This is a genomic window from Shinella fusca (assembly GCF_014203155.1).
In the GTDB taxonomy this organism is placed as follows: Bacteria; Pseudomonadota; Alphaproteobacteria; order Rhizobiales; family Rhizobiaceae; genus Shinella; species Shinella fusca.
Genome location: NZ_JACHIK010000001.1, coordinates 300,677 through 316,567 on the forward strand (window position 1 = coordinate 300,677; position 15,891 = coordinate 316,567).

At 66.6% G+C, this 15,891-nt stretch carries 16 protein-coding genes; 9 read left to right on the top strand and 7 right to left on the bottom strand.

Annotation, left to right across the window (positions count from 1 at the left end; translation table 11 throughout):
- Positions 1–63: 63 nt before the first annotated feature.
- Entirely contained in the window at positions 64–549 is a 486-nt protein-coding gene (locus HNQ66_RS01520) for a CreA family protein (protein ID WP_184140453.1), read from the top strand.
- A 45-nt stretch (positions 550–594) separates the two neighbouring features.
- Here HNQ66_RS01520 and HNQ66_RS01525 read toward each other — a convergent pair whose 3' ends face one another.
- Complete coding sequence (locus HNQ66_RS01525) at positions 595–948, bottom strand: hypothetical protein (protein ID WP_184140143.1); 354 nt, start codon at positions 946–948, stop codon at positions 595–597.
- A gap of 174 nt (positions 949–1,122) precedes the next feature.
- Positions 1,123–1,587, bottom strand: a complete 465-nt coding sequence (locus tag HNQ66_RS01530) for a chemotaxis protein CheW (RefSeq protein ID WP_117366518.1) — start codon at positions 1,585–1,587, stop codon at positions 1,123–1,125.
- Between the two features lie 234 nt (positions 1,588–1,821).
- Between HNQ66_RS01530 and HNQ66_RS01535 the strand changes: the two genes are divergently transcribed.
- The 4 genes from HNQ66_RS01535 to HNQ66_RS01550 all read left to right on the top strand — a co-directional run bounded on the left by HNQ66_RS01535 (position 1,822) and on the right by HNQ66_RS01550 (position 5,929).
- The gene (locus HNQ66_RS01535; protein WP_184140482.1) at positions 1,822–1,980 is read left to right on the top strand and encodes a hypothetical protein; all 159 of its coding nucleotides are present in this window, start codon (positions 1,822–1,824) and stop codon (positions 1,978–1,980) included.
- Positions 1,981–2,088: 108 nt separating this feature from the next.
- Positions 2,089–2,688, top strand: a complete 600-nt coding sequence (locus HNQ66_RS01540) for an SCO family protein (protein WP_184140145.1) — start codon at positions 2,089–2,091, stop codon at positions 2,686–2,688.
- Positions 2,689–2,761: 73 nt separating this feature from the next.
- Complete coding sequence (locus HNQ66_RS01545) at positions 2,762–3,643, top strand: 50S ribosomal protein L11 methyltransferase (protein WP_184140147.1); 882 nt, start codon at positions 2,762–2,764, stop codon at positions 3,641–3,643.
- A 450-nt stretch (positions 3,644–4,093) separates the two neighbouring features.
- The gene (locus tag HNQ66_RS01550) at positions 4,094–5,929 is read left to right on the top strand and encodes an aminopeptidase P family protein (protein ID WP_184140149.1); all 1,836 of its coding nucleotides are present in this window, start codon (positions 4,094–4,096) and stop codon (positions 5,927–5,929) included.
- Here the strand turns inward: HNQ66_RS01550 and HNQ66_RS01555 are convergent.
- The 4 genes from HNQ66_RS01555 to panC form a co-directional block, all read right to left on the bottom strand.
- Complete coding sequence (locus HNQ66_RS01555; protein ID WP_184140455.1) at positions 5,919–6,230, bottom strand: AzlD family protein; 312 nt, start codon at positions 6,228–6,230, stop codon at positions 5,919–5,921. The genes HNQ66_RS01550 and HNQ66_RS01555 overlap by 11 nt on opposite strands.
- Positions 6,231–6,232: 2 nt before the next feature.
- Positions 6,233–6,967: an AzlC family ABC transporter permease gene (locus HNQ66_RS01560; RefSeq protein ID WP_184140151.1), complete on the bottom strand. Its 735-nt coding sequence runs from the start codon at positions 6,965–6,967 to the stop codon at positions 6,233–6,235.
- 256 nt (positions 6,968–7,223) lie between these two features.
- Positions 7,224–8,048, bottom strand: a complete 825-nt coding sequence (panB, locus tag HNQ66_RS01565) for a 3-methyl-2-oxobutanoate hydroxymethyltransferase (RefSeq protein WP_184140153.1) — start codon at positions 8,046–8,048, stop codon at positions 7,224–7,226.
- 6 nt (positions 8,049–8,054) lie between these two features.
- Positions 8,055–8,918: a pantoate--beta-alanine ligase gene (panC, locus tag HNQ66_RS01570; RefSeq protein WP_184140155.1), complete on the bottom strand. Its 864-nt coding sequence runs from the start codon at positions 8,916–8,918 to the stop codon at positions 8,055–8,057.
- Positions 8,919–9,197: 279 nt separating this feature from the next.
- Between panC and HNQ66_RS01575 the strand changes: the two genes are divergently transcribed.
- The 4 genes from HNQ66_RS01575 to HNQ66_RS01590 all read left to right on the top strand — a co-directional run bounded on the left by HNQ66_RS01575 (position 9,198) and on the right by HNQ66_RS01590 (position 13,549).
- On the top strand, positions 9,198–11,168 hold the full coding sequence (locus HNQ66_RS01575) for a DEAD/DEAH box helicase (RefSeq protein ID WP_184140157.1): 1,971 nt from the start codon (positions 9,198–9,200) through the stop codon (positions 11,166–11,168).
- 69 nt (positions 11,169–11,237) lie between these two features.
- Positions 11,238–12,074, top strand: coding sequence for a TIGR02587 family membrane protein (locus HNQ66_RS01580; protein WP_184140159.1), 837 nt, complete (start codon positions 11,238–11,240; stop codon positions 12,072–12,074).
- A 7-nt stretch (positions 12,075–12,081) separates the two neighbouring features.
- Entirely contained in the window at positions 12,082–12,492 is a 411-nt protein-coding gene (locus tag HNQ66_RS01585) for a TIGR02588 family protein (RefSeq protein ID WP_184140161.1), read from the top strand.
- Between the two features lie 130 nt (positions 12,493–12,622).
- Positions 12,623–13,549, top strand: coding sequence for a M23 family metallopeptidase (locus tag HNQ66_RS01590; RefSeq protein ID WP_184140163.1), 927 nt, complete (start codon positions 12,623–12,625; stop codon positions 13,547–13,549).
- Here the strand turns inward: HNQ66_RS01590 and ligA are convergent.
- Positions 13,539–15,695, bottom strand: a complete 2,157-nt coding sequence (gene ligA, locus HNQ66_RS01595) for an NAD-dependent DNA ligase LigA (RefSeq protein WP_184140165.1) — start codon at positions 15,693–15,695, stop codon at positions 13,539–13,541. The genes HNQ66_RS01590 and ligA overlap by 11 nt on opposite strands.
- Positions 15,696–15,891 lie beyond the last annotated feature (196 nt).

The window sequence follows — 15,891 nt, forward strand, 5'->3', positions numbered from 1 at the left end:
CTTGCAGACGGCGGGCCGTCATCCTTACGTGTTAGCCGAACAAGGAGACCCGCCATGCCGACCATGCCTCGCCTCAGCACCGCCATCGCCGCCGGCTTCCTGGCGCTCGCCGCCCTGCCAGCCGCGGCGGAGACCGTCGGCAAGGTCGGCGTCGACTGGATCGGCAACGACATCTATATCGACGCGGTGAGCGACCCGAAGATTTCCGGCATCACCTGCCACGTCACCTATTTCGACCGCAGCGTCATCGACCGGCTGAAGAACGGCAACTGGTTCGAGGATCCCTCGAACAACGCCATCGCCTGCCGCCAGACCGGGCCGATCGCCATCGGCGACATCGACCTTTCGCGCGGCGGCGAGGAGGTCTTCAAGTCCGGGCTTTCGCTGATCTGGAAATCGCTGGTCGTCACGCGCGTCTACGACAAGGCGAACGACACGCTGATCTATCTCGCCCATTCGCGCGAGGTGACGGACGGCTCCGCCAAGATGTCGATCTCCACCGTGCCGCTCTATGGCGAGAACGTCACCTGGACGAAGGGCAAGCCGTAAAAAACGCCCCGGCATGGCCGGGGCGCTTTTCGGGAAATGTCCCGCTTACTTGACGTAGACGATCTTGCCGCCATCGGCCGCCGTCTTCACTTCCACGACGTTCTGAAGCTGGACGTTCTTGGAAGCGAGAACCTGTGCCAGCGTCGGGTCGGACTGGAGTTCGCTCTGTGCCTTCTCCATGGCTGCCGGGTCGTTCGCCATGCTGGACAGGCGGTCGAATTCCTGACGCTGCGACTGGTCGCTTTCGAGCGAGGAGATCACGACGACATTCACATTGTCAGCGCTGATCGCGCCGGTCGACATGGTATCGGCTCCCATGGTTTCCTGGGCATAAGCCGCACCTGCTACCGGAGACACGGCCAGAAGCGACGCGAGGGCGATGGTAACTGTCTTGTTCATTGTCATTCTCCACTGATTCGTTCGTTGCGAATGCAGAGAGAAAACGGGTCGCCCCTCGTAAGGTTCCTGGCGAATTTTCACGAAACGGTGCGCACGGCCCCGTTGGCCGCCAAACGGCCGAAAGCGCCCGGCCGGATTGCCGGCGGGCGCAAGGGGTGAAATTCTCCGGCGGCCTCAGGCGGCCTGGGCCAGTTCGTCGGCGATGACGGTGTCGAGGTTGAGGAAGCAGACCATCGACTTTTCCAGCGCCACGATACCGCGGCAGAAGGCGCGCTGGGCTTCCGGGATGATCTCCGGCGCCGGCTGGAGCGCCTCGCTCTTGATGGTCATCATGTCGGAGACCTGCTCGACAAGGAGGCCGACCAGCTTGCCGGCAATGTCCGTGACGATGATCGCCGAGCGCTCGGAAGGCTCCGTCATCTTCATGCCGAGCCGGCAGGCCATGTCGATGACCGGGATCACCGCGCCGCGCAGGTTGATGAGGCCGAGCACGTAGGGCGGCGTATGGGGCATCGGCGTCACGGGCGCCCAGCCGCGGATTTCGCGGATGGCCATGATATCGATGCAGAATTCCTGCTCTCCCAGATGGAAGGAGACGATTTCGAGATACGCGCCGGACTGCTTGATGGCGTTGGACATGGGGAAAACCTCTTCCCGATCGACGACGGAACGGATTGGAATGCGCTGCCCGCCGTTTCCGGCCTGCGGCGGACGTCATGTCCAGCGGGCCGACCGGCCCTTGGCGCGTAGCCCAAGATGGCAAGGAACCCTTAAACAATAGCTAAGGAAAAGCTGCGGAAAACGGTATTTTAGGAAAATCTGACGAATTCCGCCGCGGTTCACAGGCTCGGCGTTTCCCGCTATACTGCCGCCATGGACAAGACCGCCCGCCGCTACACCCTCCTGCCGGCCGCGCTGATCGCGGTAGGGCTCGGCGTCATGGCCGCGACCGCCGCCTTTGCCGGCTGGCTGGAGCACGGCAGCGCGATCTTCCTCGCCATGGCCGAATCCGGCCTGTCCTGGTGCTTCTGATCACGATTGCGCGAGCCTTCCCGTTGCGGCAATTGGCCCGTTTGCGCGCCCTCCCGTGAGGGACTATGAAGCCGGTCAACGCTGATCGTCAGCTTCCGAAGGACCGCCATGAAGACCCTGCGCATCGTATTGTGGATTGCCGTCGCCGTCGTCGCCGCCCTGCTCGGCTGGCTGACGCTGGAAATGACCCGGACCAAGGACGAGGTCGCGGGCGGGCCCTTCGGCGTTCCCTTCGAGCTCGTCGCGCAGGACGGCAAGCCGATCACCGAGAAGGCCTTCACCGGCAAGCCGACCGCCCTCTTCTTCGGCTTCACCCATTGCCCGGAAGTCTGCCCGACGACGCTGTTCGAGCTCGACGGCTGGCTGAACAAGGTCGACCCCGACGGCTCGAAGCTGCAGGCTTATTTCGTGACCGTCGATCCCGAGCGCGACACGCCGGAGATCATCGGCCAGTATGTCGGCAATGTCTCCAAGCGCATCACCGGCATTTCCGGCCCGGTGGACAAGGTGCTGGAGATGGTCAAGGGCTTCCGCGTCTACTACCGCAAGGTGCCGCTCGACGAGGCCAAGCCCGACGGCGACTATACGATGGACCACACGGCCTCCGTCTTCCTGCTGGATGGAACGGGCCGCTTCGTCGGCACCATCGCCTACGGCGAGAACCCGGACACCGCGGAACAGAAGCTCGCCAACCTGATCAAGCGATGACGCGACGGCTATCGGCCTTTGCCCTTGGCCGGCGGACATGCTAGGCGGTCCCGAAACAACAGGGACCCGAGCCGTGAGCGAAATCCGCCTCTACATCACCACGACCGAGAAGCGCGCCGAAACCGCGCTCTCGCTGATGACCGACGCCTTCGAGGAAGACGGCTACGCCATCGCGACGATGGAGATCGACGAGAAGAAGGATATCTGGGAAGCCTCCGTCTACATGTTCCGCGTGGACGAAGAGGAGGTCCACGGCCGCTTCGCCGCCCTGCTCGCAGATGAATTTCCCGATGCAGAAATCCAGCGTGAGGAACTGCCGGACATCGACTGGATCGCCAAGTCGCTGGAAGGGCTGAAGCCGGTGCGCGCCGGCCGCTTCGTCGTGCACGGCTCGCACGACCGCGGCACCGAGCGGGCCGGCGAGATCGCCATCGAGATCGACGCCGGCCAGGCCTTCGGCACCGGCCATCACGGCACGACGGCCGGCTGCCTCGAAACGATCTTCTCCGTCATGCGCGCGCGCACCGTCAGGCGCGTGCTCGACCTCGGCACCGGCAGCGGCGTGCTTGCCATCGCCGCCCGCAAGCTCGCCCCGGTCAGGGTGCTGGCGACGGATATCGACCCGATCGCCACGCGCGTCGCGCGCGAGAACGTGCGCCTCAACGGCATTGCCGAGGGCATCGCGCTGGAAACGGCGCCGGGCTTCCACTCCACCGCCTTCCGCCGGCACGGCCCCTTCGACCTCATCATCGCCAATATCCTCGCCCGTCCGCTGATGCGCATGGCCCCGCAGCTTGCCGCGCAGCTTGCGCCGGGCGGCGACGTCATCCTGTCGGGCATCCTCGCCTCGCAGCGCTGGAAGGTGCTGGCCGCCTATAACGGCGCGGGCCTTCGCCATGTGCACACCATCTGGCGCGAGGGCTGGGTGACGATCCACCTCGACAACCGGCGCTGAGAGGGAAGCGGGCAAAGAAAAAGGCGGTGCCAGAGGCACCGCCTATGGACCGGCAAGCCGGCCATGCCCGCGAGCTTGAGGAGGAGGAGCGCTCAAGCGGGCCTATGTGTTCCGAGCGCCTTCCCGGAGGAGGGAGGAGGAGTGACCGGCAAGACGCCTGATCGGAACACCTAGCTTTTCGCCTTTCGGCGATCATTCCCGAGACGAAGGACTGGAGGAACTTTCACTTCGTTTCGTTTGAAGCGCGTTTCAAGTTCGCTTCGTTGGCGCCGCTTATAATCGATTCCGAAAATCGGGACAGGCCCTTTGCGACATGGGTGCCATGCGTGAGACGCATAAGTCCAATCCAAGACCACTTCGGGGTGCCGCGCGCCGCTTTCCCACCTTTGACGCGAGGGACCGATGGGCTAGATTGCCCCCACGATTCATCGCCTTAGCGGAAGCCTCCCCATGTTCCAGAGTTTCGACGTCACCTCCACGCCGCAATACGGCCGCGAACGGACGGAGGCCCTGCGCGCCACCTTCGACGCGCTCGGCATCGACGGATTCCTCGTGCCGCGCGCCGACGAGTTCCAGGGCGAATACGTGCCGGCCTCGGCCGAGCGCCTGTCCTGGCTGACGGGCTTCACCGGCTCGGCCGGCGTCGCGCTCGTCATGCGGGGGCAGGCGGTCGTCTTCGTCGACGGCCGCTATGTCACGCAGCTTGCCGAGCAGGTCGACCCGGAGGTCTTCACCGGCGGCGACCTCGTCGGCGAGCCGCCGCATCTGTGGCTGCAGAACCATGGCCCCAAGGGCTTTCGCCTCGGCATCGACCCGTGGCTGCACACGGGCGCGGAAGTGCGCCGGCTGGAAAAGGCGCTCGCCGGCCTCGGCGGTTCGCTCGTCTTCCTGCCGCACAACCCGCTCGACAAGGCATGGACGGACCGCCCCGCCGAACCGCTCGGCCGCGTGACGATCCAGACCGTCGACAATGCCGGGGAACTGGCGAAGGACAAGCTTGCACGGATGGCGGAAGCGACGCGGAAGGCCGGCGCGGACGTGCTCGCCGTCACCGATCCCTCGTCCATCGCCTGGATCTTCAACATCCGCGGCAGCGACGTGCCGCACACGCCCCATCCGCTTGCCCGCGCCATCGTCCCGGCGAGCGGCCGCCCGCTCCTCTTCCTCGACAAGCGCAAGACCGGCATCGAGCAGGAAGCCTATCTCACCCAGCTCGCCGACCTCCTGCCGCCCGCGACCTTCGACGAACAGCTCGCCGCGCTCGCGGCCGAGGGCAAGCGCATCCTCATCGACCCCGACCAGGCGGCCTTTGCCATCGCGGAGATCGTGCGCACGAAAGGCGGCACGCTGGTCGAGGCCGCCGATCCCGCCCGCCTGCCCCGCGCCGTGAAGAACGCCGTCGAACTCCAGGGCTCGGCGAACGCCCATCTCCAGGACGGGGCGGCCATGGTGGAATTCCTCGCCTGGCTCGACGGCACGGAGCCGGGCACGCAGACCGAGATCGCCGTCACGACCAAACTGGAAGCGGTGCGCCGCAGCGTCGGCGAACGCCAGCAGAACCCGCTGAAGGACGTCTCCTTCGACACCATCGCCGGCGCGGGCGCCCATGCGGCCATCATGCATTACCGCGTGACGACCGACACCGATGCGCGGATCGAGCCCGGCACGATGTTCCTCGTCGATTCCGGCGCGCAATATGTCAACGGCACGACGGACATCACCCGCACGGTCGCCATCGGCGCGGTGCCGGAGGAGCAGAAGCGCTTCTTCACGCTGGTGCTGAAGGGCATGATCGCCATCAGCACGGCGCGTTTCCCCAAGGGCACGCGCGGCTGCGACCTCGATCCCCTCGCCCGCATCGCGCTCTGGAAGGCCGGGGCGGACTTCGCCCACGGCACGGGCCACGGCGTCGGCTCCTATCTTTCGGTGCATGAGGGGCCGCAGCGCATCTCGCGGCTCTCCACGCAGGAGCTGCTGCCCGGCATGATCCTCTCGAACGAGCCCGGCTACTACCGCCCCGGCAGCTTCGGCATCCGCATCGAGAATCTCGTCCACGTCCTGCCGGCAGGGGCCATCGAGGGCGGCGACATGGACATGCTCGGCTTTGCGACGCTGACCTTCTGCCCGATCGACCGCCGCCTCGTCGTGCCCGCGCTGCTGACGGACGAGGAGCTTGCCTGGCTCAACGCCTATCATGCCGAAACGCGCGAGAAGATCGCGCCGCTCCTTTCGGACGACGCGGCCAAGGCGTGGCTCGATAAGGCGACGGCCCCGATCAGCCGGTGAAGTGACGCAGGATCATCACGAAGACCCAGCTCGCGCCCAGCATCGGCAGCAAGGAGATGCGCAGGCCGAGGAGGAAGGCGACCGCGAGGGTGAGGCTGACGTCGAGCCCGCCGGTAACGGCGGCGGGCGCGACCAGCGTGGTCAGCACGGCCGCGGGCACCGCGTTCAGCGCCGCCTCGGCGCGGGGCGGAATGGACTTCATGCGCATGATGAAGAGATAGCCGCCGATGCGCGTGAGATAGGTGGCGATGGCGCCGGCCGCGATGATCAGCAGCGTCTGCGTGTGGAACCAGTTTTCCATGCTCACGTCCCCTCTTCCACGGGCTCGCCGGCCGGCTCTTCGGCCGCCTTGCTCTCCAGCGGCAGGACGGCGGCGATCGCGATGCCGGCGAGCGCCCCGAGGCTGACATGCCAGGGCGAGCCGACGAAATGCAGCGCGAGGATCGAGCCCGCCGCCGAGGCGATGACGACCGGCAGCCAGTTCGCCCGGCTGCGGAAGCCGAGCACGAGGCCCATGAAATAGATCGGCAGCAGCACGTCGATGCCGATGGCCCGCGGATCGCCGATCAGGTTGCCGAGAAAGCCGCCGACGATGGTAAGCGCGAGCCAGGGGAAATAGACGCTGGCGCCGAGCACCATCAGCCAGAGATAGGTGACCTTGCGGCCGGCATCGGCCCGCCGCTCCGCCTCGGCGAACTGCGGGTCGATGAGCAGGAAGAACGAGGTCGCCTTCTGCCAGAAGGTGAGATGGCGGACATGCGGCGCCATGGCCGCCGAATAGAGCACATGGCGGAAATTGACGGCGAAGATCGACAGCACCACCAGCCACGGCGCGACATGGTGGTTGAACAGCTCGACGCCGACGAGCTGGCTGGCGCCGGCATAGAGCGTGGCGCTCATCAGCGCGGCCTCGGCGATCGTCAGGCCGTTGTCGACGGCAATGGCGCCGAAGAGGACGCCGAACGGCGCGGCGGCGATCGCGATGGCGAGCCCACGCTGGACGGCGTCGCGGATTTCATCTTTTCTGTCGGGGGTCATGGCTCGGCTCTGCTTGCGACCGGGCAGCCATAAAGCAGGCGCGCGCCACCGGCAAACCAATATGGCTGATGGACCGTTCAGCGGCGTTGATCATTCCGCGTGGGTGCCGGGTAGCGTCCCACCTGCGGCATGGATGCTCGGGTCAAGCCCGAGCATGACGGAGGAGAGGTTTTGGAGTGTCTTACACACCCACAGCCGTCATCCTCGGGCTTGACCTGAGGATCGACCCCCACCCGCTTCAATGCGCGGAGCCGCATCAAACCTTCTTGAGATGGAACGTGTGCTCCGGCCCCGGGAAGCTGCGTGCCTTCACCTCTTCGGCGTAGGTGGCGAAGGCTTCGCTCATCACCGGCGCGAGGTTGGCGAAATGCTTGACGAAGCGCGGCTTGAAATCCGTGAAGATGCCGAGCACGTCGTCCACCACCAGCACCTGCCCGTCGCAGGCGGGCGATGCGCCGATGCCGATGGTCGGCGCCTTGACCTCGCCGGTCAGCTCGCGCGCCACCGGCTCGACCGTGCCCTCCACGACGATGGCGAAGGCGCCGGCATCGTCGATGGCCGCGGCGTCCTTGCGGATCTTGTCGACTTCCTTGTCGTTGCGGCCGAGCGTGCGATAGCCGCCCGTCGTGTTGATGAGCTGCGGCATCAGGCCGACATGGCCGAGCACGGGAATGCCGCGCTGCGTGAGGAAATGCACCGTCTCGGCCATTTCCGCCCCGCCCTCCAGCTTGATCGCCGAACAGCCGGTCTCCTTCAGCACCCGTGCGGCCGTGGCGAAGGCCTGCTCCTTCGACTGCTGGTATGAGCCGAACGGCAGGTCGACGACGACGCAGGCATTCGACGAGCCGCGCATGACGGCCTGGCCGTGGGCGATCATCATCTCGACCGTCACGCCGACCGTCGAATCGAGGCCGTAGAGCACCATGCCGAGACTGTCGCCGACCAGCATGAAATCGACATGCGGGTCCATGAGCTTGGCCACGGGCGTCGTATAGGCGGTGAGGCTGACGATGGGGCGCTGGCCCTTGAGGGCCTTGATGTCGGCAGGGGCCAGACGGCGTTTGGCGGTGTGTACGCTCATGTCGCGCTACCTTTTCATGTTTTTCGGGCCGATGACCCGGTTGTCGAGGAGTTTCGTGCCCCCAAAGCGCACGAATAGCAACAAAAGAACCGGCTTTTCGCCGATGCCGGCGATTTCCGCCAGCGTTTGCGGATCGCGCACGGCGACCACCTCGGGATGGGCGAGCGGCTCTGAGCGGAGGAAGGCAACGATCTTCTCCTCCAGCCGCCGGGCATCCGTTTCGCCCGCCGCGACCAGCCGCTCGGCCTCCTCCAGCGCGCGCGGCACGACGGCTGCGGCGGCGCGCTCCTCGGCAGAGAGGTAGACGTTGCGCGAGGAACAGGCGAGGCCGTCCACCTCGCGCACCGTCGCAACGCCGATCACCTCGACGGGCTGGGCAAGGTCTTCCGCCATGCGGCGGATGATGGCGAGCTGCTGGAAATCCTTCTCGCCGAAATAGGCCCGGTCGGGGCCTGCAATATTGAAGAGCTTCGTGACGACCGTGGCGACGCCGGCGAAATGGCCGGGCCGCACGGCGCCTTCCAGCTCCGCGCCGAGCGTCGGCACGTCGACGACGGTTTCCATCGGCCGCGGATACATGTCCGCAACGCCGGGGGCGAAGAGATAGTGCACGCCCTCGGCCTCAAGCATCGCCTGGTCGCGGGCAAGGTCGCGCGGATAGCGCGCGAGGTCCTCGTTCGCGCCGAACTGGAGGGGGTTGACGAAGATGGTGGCGACGACGATGTCGTTTTCGGCGAGCGCCCGGCGGGCGAGCGCCATATGGCCGACATGGAGATAGCCCATCGTGGGAACGAGGCCGATGGTGCGGCCATCGAGCCGGTGCGGCGCAAGGGCCGCGCGCAAATCCGCGATGGTCGTGAAGGTCTGCATCGCCGGTTCCTCCTTGCCTTCGCCCTCTTTCGCGGGCGATGCCGCCCGTGTGGCCTCCGCGGGCTGCTTCAGGGGGCGCCGTTTTCTATCTTGTGCAGCGCAAAAAGACAATCGGGAAAGACTTTTGCCCTCCATCGCTCACGCCGCCGGGCAGCTTTGCGTTTTGCGCACTGTACATTTCGCTCTGCGCCCAGTAGAGAGCGCGCCAGCACGCCCGACATTATCGGGCACGAGTGCGGCGCAAGATCGCCGCGGAACCCGAATTCCGAAAGACCCTACATGACGAGTTTTGATGGCCTCGCTCCGGCGATGGCAAAGGCGTTGGAAAAACGCGGCTATACCACCTTGACGCCGGTTCAGGTCGCCGTCTCCGATCCGGCGATCGGCGAGGCCGACGCGCTGGTGTCCGCGCAGACCGGCTCCGGCAAGACCGTCGCCTTCGGCCTCGCGCTCGCCTCGACGCTGCTCGGCAGCGAGGAGCGCTTCGGGCGCGCGGCAGGCCCGCTCGCCCTCGTCATCGCCCCGACGCGCGAACTGGCCATGCAGGTCAAGCGCGAGCTGGAATGGCTCTACGAGATGACCGGCGCCGTCATGGCCTCCTGCGTCGGCGGCATGGACATGCGCACCGAGCGGCGCGGCCTCGAACGCGGCGCGCATATCGTCGTCGGCACGCCCGGCCGCCTGCGCGACCACATCACCCGCGGCAACCTCGACCTGTCCGACATCCGCGCCGTGGTGCTCGACGAGGCCGACGAGATGCTCGACCTCGGCTTCCGCGAAGACCTCGAATTCATCCTCGAATCGGCGCCGGAAGACCGCCGCACGCTGATGTTCTCGGCGACCGTGCCGAAGGAGATCGCCGCGCTTGCCAAGAACTACCAGCGGGACGCCCTGCGCATCTCGACCGCCTCGGAGAAGGAGCAGCACGTCGATATCGACTACCGCGCCCTCCTCGTCGTGCCGGCCGACCGCGAGAACGCCATCATCAACGTGCTGCGCTACTACGATGCGCAGAACGCCATCGTCTTCTGTTCGACGCGCGCGGCGGTCAACCACCTGACGGCCCGCTTCAACAATCGCGGCTTCTCGGTCGTGGCGCTCTCCGGCGAACTCAGCCAGAACGAGCGCACCCATGCGCTGCAGGCCATGCGCGACGGGCGCGCGCGCGTGTGCATCGCCACCGACGTCGCCGCCCGCGGCATCGACCTGCCGAACCTCGAACTGGTCGTCCATGCGGACCTGCCGACCAATCCGGAAACGCTGCTGCACCGTTCGGGCCGCACCGGCCGCGCCGGCCGCAAGGGCGTCAGCGCCCTCATCGTGCCGGTGAGCGCCCGCCGCAAGGCCGAGCGCCTGCTGCAGGCCGCCAACCTCAAGGCGAACTGGGCAACGCCCCCCTCGGCCGAAGAAATCCTGCGCCGCGACGACGAGCGCCTGCTCGCCGATCCGCTCCTGACCGACGCGGTGACGGAAGACGAGGCAGCGACGGTCGATGCCCTCGTCGCCAAGTTCGATGCCCGCCAGCTTGCCGCCGCCGTCACCCGCTTCTTCACGGCCGGCCGTTCGGCCCCGGAAGACCTGATCGAGGTCTCGCTGGAACAGCGCAAGCCGCGCGAGCGCACCGAAGGCCCCTTCCCGACCGAGCCGAAGCGCCCGCGCGAAGGTTTCGGGGCGAGCCTGTGGATCTCCGTCTCCGTCGGCCGCAAGCAGCGCGCCGAGCCGCGCTGGCTGATCCCGATGCTCTGCCGCAACGGCAACATCACCAAGAACGAGATCGGCGCGATCAAGATGCAGCCGGAGGAGACCTATATCGAGCTTGCCGCCGATGCCGCCAGCGGCTTCCTCGACAGGCTCGGCCCCGGCAACATGCTGGAGCGCGGCATCCGCGTGACGGTGCTCGAGGGCCAGCCGGACCTGACGCCGCAGCCCTACACCCGCGCGCCCGGCGAAAAGACCCAGCGCTACGACAAGCCCGTGCGCAACGAGGAACGCCGCGCCGACTGGAAGCCGCGCGGCGAATTCGAGAAGAAGGGCGGCTACGACAAGAAGGCCCGTTTCGAGAAGAAGCGCGATTTCGACAAGCCGGAAGGCGCGGCCAAGCCGCACTGGAAGGACCGCGAGGACGGCGGCAAGAAGCCGGCCAAGCCCTTTGCCGGCGCAAAGCCCTTCAAGGGCAAGCGCGACGACAAGGCGGCAAAGCCCGAGGGCGGCCCGCGCAAGCCGAAAACCAGGAAGCCTGATCGCTTCTAACCTGCTGGCGGCGCGGAACTTTTTCCGCCGCGCCGCATTACATCCCTCGCTTTTACGAGGGGTGATCCGATGACGGACAGGGCGGCAGACGCGGAGAACCATGTCGGCCGCTTCCTGACGGGGCTCGGCCGCGGCGTCGCCAGCGCGCTCTTCCTGGCGCTGCCCATGCTGATGACCATGGAAATGTGGTATCTCGGCTTTTACATCACGCGCGAGCGCCTGCTGCTTCTGCTCGTCGTCAACATTCCCCTCCTGATCCTCCTTTCCCACCGCATCGGCTTCGAGGAGACCTTCACCTGGCGCGAATCGGTGAGGGACGCCACCATCGCCTACGGCATCGGCATTCTGACCAGCTTGCTCGTTCTGGCGGCGCTCGGGCTTCTGAGGGGCGACATGCCGGCGAGCGAGCTTCTCGGCAAGGTCGCCCTGCAATCGGTGCCGGCCAGCATCGGCGCCATGCTCGGCCGCAGCCAGCTCGGCCGGGGCATGAGCGAGGACGACGACGGCACGGAAACGCCCTATCACAGCGAATTGCTGCTGATGGCGACGGGCGCCCTCTTCGTCTCCCTCAACATCGCGCCGACCGAGGAGACGATGGTGCTCGCCTACAAGATGACGGCCTGGCACGCGCTTGCCGTCATCGTGCTGTCGATCCTCGTCATGCACGGCTTCGTCTACGCGGTCTCCTTCATCGGCGGCCACGAACTGCAGCCGGAGACGCCCTGGTGGCACGCCTTCGTGCGCTTCACCCTGCCCGGCTATGTCGTCGCCCTTGCCGTCAGCGTCTTCACGCTGTGGGTCTTCGAGAGCTTCGGCAACAGTTCCGCGGTCGAGATGCTGCATTCCGTCATCGTGCTCGGCTTTCCCGCCTCGCTCGGCGCCTCCGCCGCGCGCCTGATCCTGTGAGGCCGCAATGACCCGCTCCGAAAAAGGCCGCCATCACGAACGCCACGATCCGCACTGGGTGGAATGGCTGACGGGCATCCTCTCCGCCATCCTCGTCATCGGCATGCTCGGCTGGATCGGCTGGGAGACCGTCACGCGGGAGGCGACCCCGCCGGACCTGACCGTCCGGGTGCTGACGACGGAAAGGACGACGGCCGGCTACCGCGTCGCTTTCGACATCTACAATACCGCCACCACGACCGCCGCCGCCGTCACTGTCGTCGGGCGGCTTGCGGAGGGTGGACGGGTGATCGAGGAGAACCATGTGATCTTCGACTACGTCGCCGCCGAATCGAAATCGGCGGGCGCGCTGCTCTTCGAGAACGATCCCGCGGGCCGCACCCTCGACATCCGCCCGGCAGGCTATACCGAACCGTGAGCAAACAACGCCAAGACGCGGAAGAGATTCGCGAAAACGGAACCAATATCGCCGACGGGGATTGAGCAGGAATGAATGCGTCCGTGTCCGGCGATGAGGAAGGACATGGCTCACCTGCAAGGCCCGATCCATGGACACATCCCTTCTCATCCTGCTGACGACCCAGGTTCTTCTGCCGCTCTTCTTTCTCTTGTGGCTCTGGTTGCCCCGGCCGGCCGACAGGCTCGGCTGGGCCATGCGGGTGCTCTACGGCGCCTGCTATATCGCCTTCATCGCCGTCATCGGCCGCTGGGATTTCCTGAGTTCGGCGCTGGAGGTGATGCTGCCGCTCGTCTTCATCGCCTGCGCGGCCCTCTCCTATGCGCGCCTGCGCGCCCGGCCGTGGAACAGGGCCCGCTCGATCCTGCGCACGCACGGTTTCACGGCGGCGATGGCGATCTTCTTCCTCGCGCTCACCGCCCGGGCGCTTTCCGGCTACGGCTATCGGGAAACCTCGGTGGACCTCGCCTTCCCCCTCGGCGCCGGCACCTATTATGTCGGCCAGGGCGGCAGCGCGTCGCTGATCAACAATCACCATGGCAACGAGAGCCAGCGCTACGCCCTCGACATCGTGGCGCTCGATGCCTTCGGCGCGCGCGCGAAGGGCCTGATGCCGACGGCGCTTGCCGACTACGCCATTTTCGGCCGCGAGGTGAAAAGCCCGTGCACCGGCCTTGCCATCTCGATCCATGACGGCATCGCCGACAACCGCATCTCACAAACCAACATCGAGGAGCCGGCCGGCAACCACGTCATCCTCGCCTGCGGCACGGCACGCATCCTGCTCGCCCATATGGAAAAGGGCTCCATCTCGGTTGCGGGCGGCGAGATCGTCTCGCTCGGCCAGACGCTCGGCCGCGTCGGCAATTCCGGCAACTCCTCCGAGCCGCACCTGCATATCCACGCCTATGTCGGCGGCACGCGCGACTACGACGACGGCGTCGGCGTGCCGATGACGTTCGACGGGCGCTTCCTCGTGCGCGGCTCGACGGTCACGGTTCCGCAGCCTACCCCTTGATCAGCTCGAACCAGCCGTCCTCGTCGATCACCTCGACGTCGAATTCCTTCGCCTTGTCGAGCTTGGAGCCGGCGCCGGGGCCGGCGACGACGAGGTCCGTCTTCTTCGACACGGAGCCGGCGACCTTGGCGCCGAGCCGCTCGGCCATGGCCTTCGCCTCGTCGCGCGTCATCTTCTCCAGCGAGCCGGTGAACACCACCGTCTTGCCGGCGACGGGGCTGGAGCTGACGACCACGGCCTCGGCCGCCTCGGGCGTCACTTCCTCGAGCAGCCGTCCGAGCACGTCGAGATTGCGCGGTTCCTTGTAGAACTCGACGATGGCGCGGGCGACGACCTCGCCGATGCCCTCGATATTGTTGAGGTCGTTCCATGCCTCGCCGGAAAGCCCCTCGGCCTCCTTCATCGCCGTCGCGAAGGCCTCGTAGGTGCCGTAGGCGCGCGCGAGCAGCTTGGCGTTCGTCTCGCCGACATGGCGGATGCCGAGCGCGTAGATGAAGCGGTTGAGCGCGATGGAGCGACGGGCGTTGATCGCATCATAGAGCTTGCGCACGCTGACCTTGCCGAAACCGTCGATGTTCTCCAGCTTCGTCAGCGACGAGGCCTGGCGCTTTTCCAGCGTGAAAATGTCCGGCGCGGTGCGGATCGTCAGCGACGGGTCCTCGGCCTCGAAGAAGAAGTCGACCTGCTTGGCGCCGAGCCCTTCGATATCGAAGGCATTGCGCGAAACGAAGTGCTTCAGGTGCTCCACCGCCTGCGCGCGGCAGACGAAGCCGCCGGTGCAGCGCGTGACCGAATCGAGGCGGCCCGTCTTCTCGTGGCGCTCGCGCACCGCATGGCTGCCGCAGACCGGGCAGGTCTTCGGGAATTCGTAGCGGTGCGCCTCCGCCGGCCGCTTTTCCATCAGCACGTCCAGCACCTGCGGGATCACGTCCCCCGCCCGCTGCACGATGACGGTATCGCCGACGCGGATGTCGTGATCCTCCTCGCGGATGCGCTCGCCGCTGTTGCCGATGCCCTCGATGTAATCGGCATTGTGCAGGGTGGCATTCGTCACGACCACGCCGCCGACGGTGACGGGCGTCAGCCGCGCGACCGGCGTCAGCGCGCCGGTGCGGCCGACCTGGATGTCGATCCGCTCAACCGTCGTGAAGGCCTGCTCGGCCGGGAACTTGTGCGCCGTCGCCCAGCGGGGCGAGCGGGAGCGGAAGCCGAGGCGTTCCTGCAGCGCGAGCTCATCCACCTTGTAGACGACGCCGTCGATATCGTAGTCGAGGTCCGGCCGGGCAAGGCCGATCTCCCGGTAATGGTTGATGATATCGTCGACGCGGAACAGCCGCTGCGTCATCGGATTGACGGGGAAACCCCAGGATTTCAGCACTTCGATCATGCCGTACTGCGTATCGGCCGGCATGGCCGACATCTCGCCCCAGGCATAGGCGAAGAAGCGCAGCTTGCGGCTCGCCGTCACGGCGGCGTCGAGCTGGCGCAGCGAGCCCGCGGCGGTGTTGCGCGGGTTGACGTAGGTCTGCCTGCCCTCGGCGGCCATCTTCTCGTTGAGGGCGAGGAAGTCGCTCTTGGCCATGTAGACCTCGCCGCGCACCTCCACCACCGCCGGCACGCCGGCCGGCAGGCGGTTCGGGATTTCCGCGATGGTCAGCACGTTGGCCGTCACGTTCTCGCCCGTCGTGCCGTCGCCGCGCGTTGCGGCCGTCACCAGCCGGCCGTTCTCGTAGCGGATCGACATGGAAAGCCCGTCGATCTTCGGCTCGGCGGTAAAGGCGATCGAATCGTCCGGCAGGCGGCCGAGGAAGCGGTAGACCGAGGCGACGAAATCCCGCACGTCCTCGTCGGAGAACGTGTTGTCGAGCGAGAGCATCGGCCGCGCATGGGTGATCGGCGCGAAGGTCGCAAGCGGCGCCGAGCCGACGCGGCGCGAGGGGCTGTCGTCGCGCACCAGCGCGGGAAACCGCGCCTCGATTTCCTCGTTGCGCCGCTTCAGCGCGTCGTAGTCCGCATCCGAGATCTCCGGCGCGTCCTGCCCGTGGTAAAGCTCGTCGTGCCGCGCGATCTCGGCCGCCAGAAAGGCAAGCTCGGCCGCAGCCTCTTCTTCGGTCAGGGTCTCGACGGGGGACTTCGCGTTCGCCATGGCATGCTCCGGATTTGGGAGTCGTTTTAGAGCAAAGCTGGCGAAAGGAAAGATGGATGGCGGTGGGATTGCCCCTCATCCCGCTGCCGCGACCTTCTCCCCGCAAGCGGGGCGAAGGCTTGTGCCGCTCTGGTTTCCCGAATGTTCATTGATGGCAGGACGTCGCCACATCATCCTTCGCCCCGCTTGCGGGGAG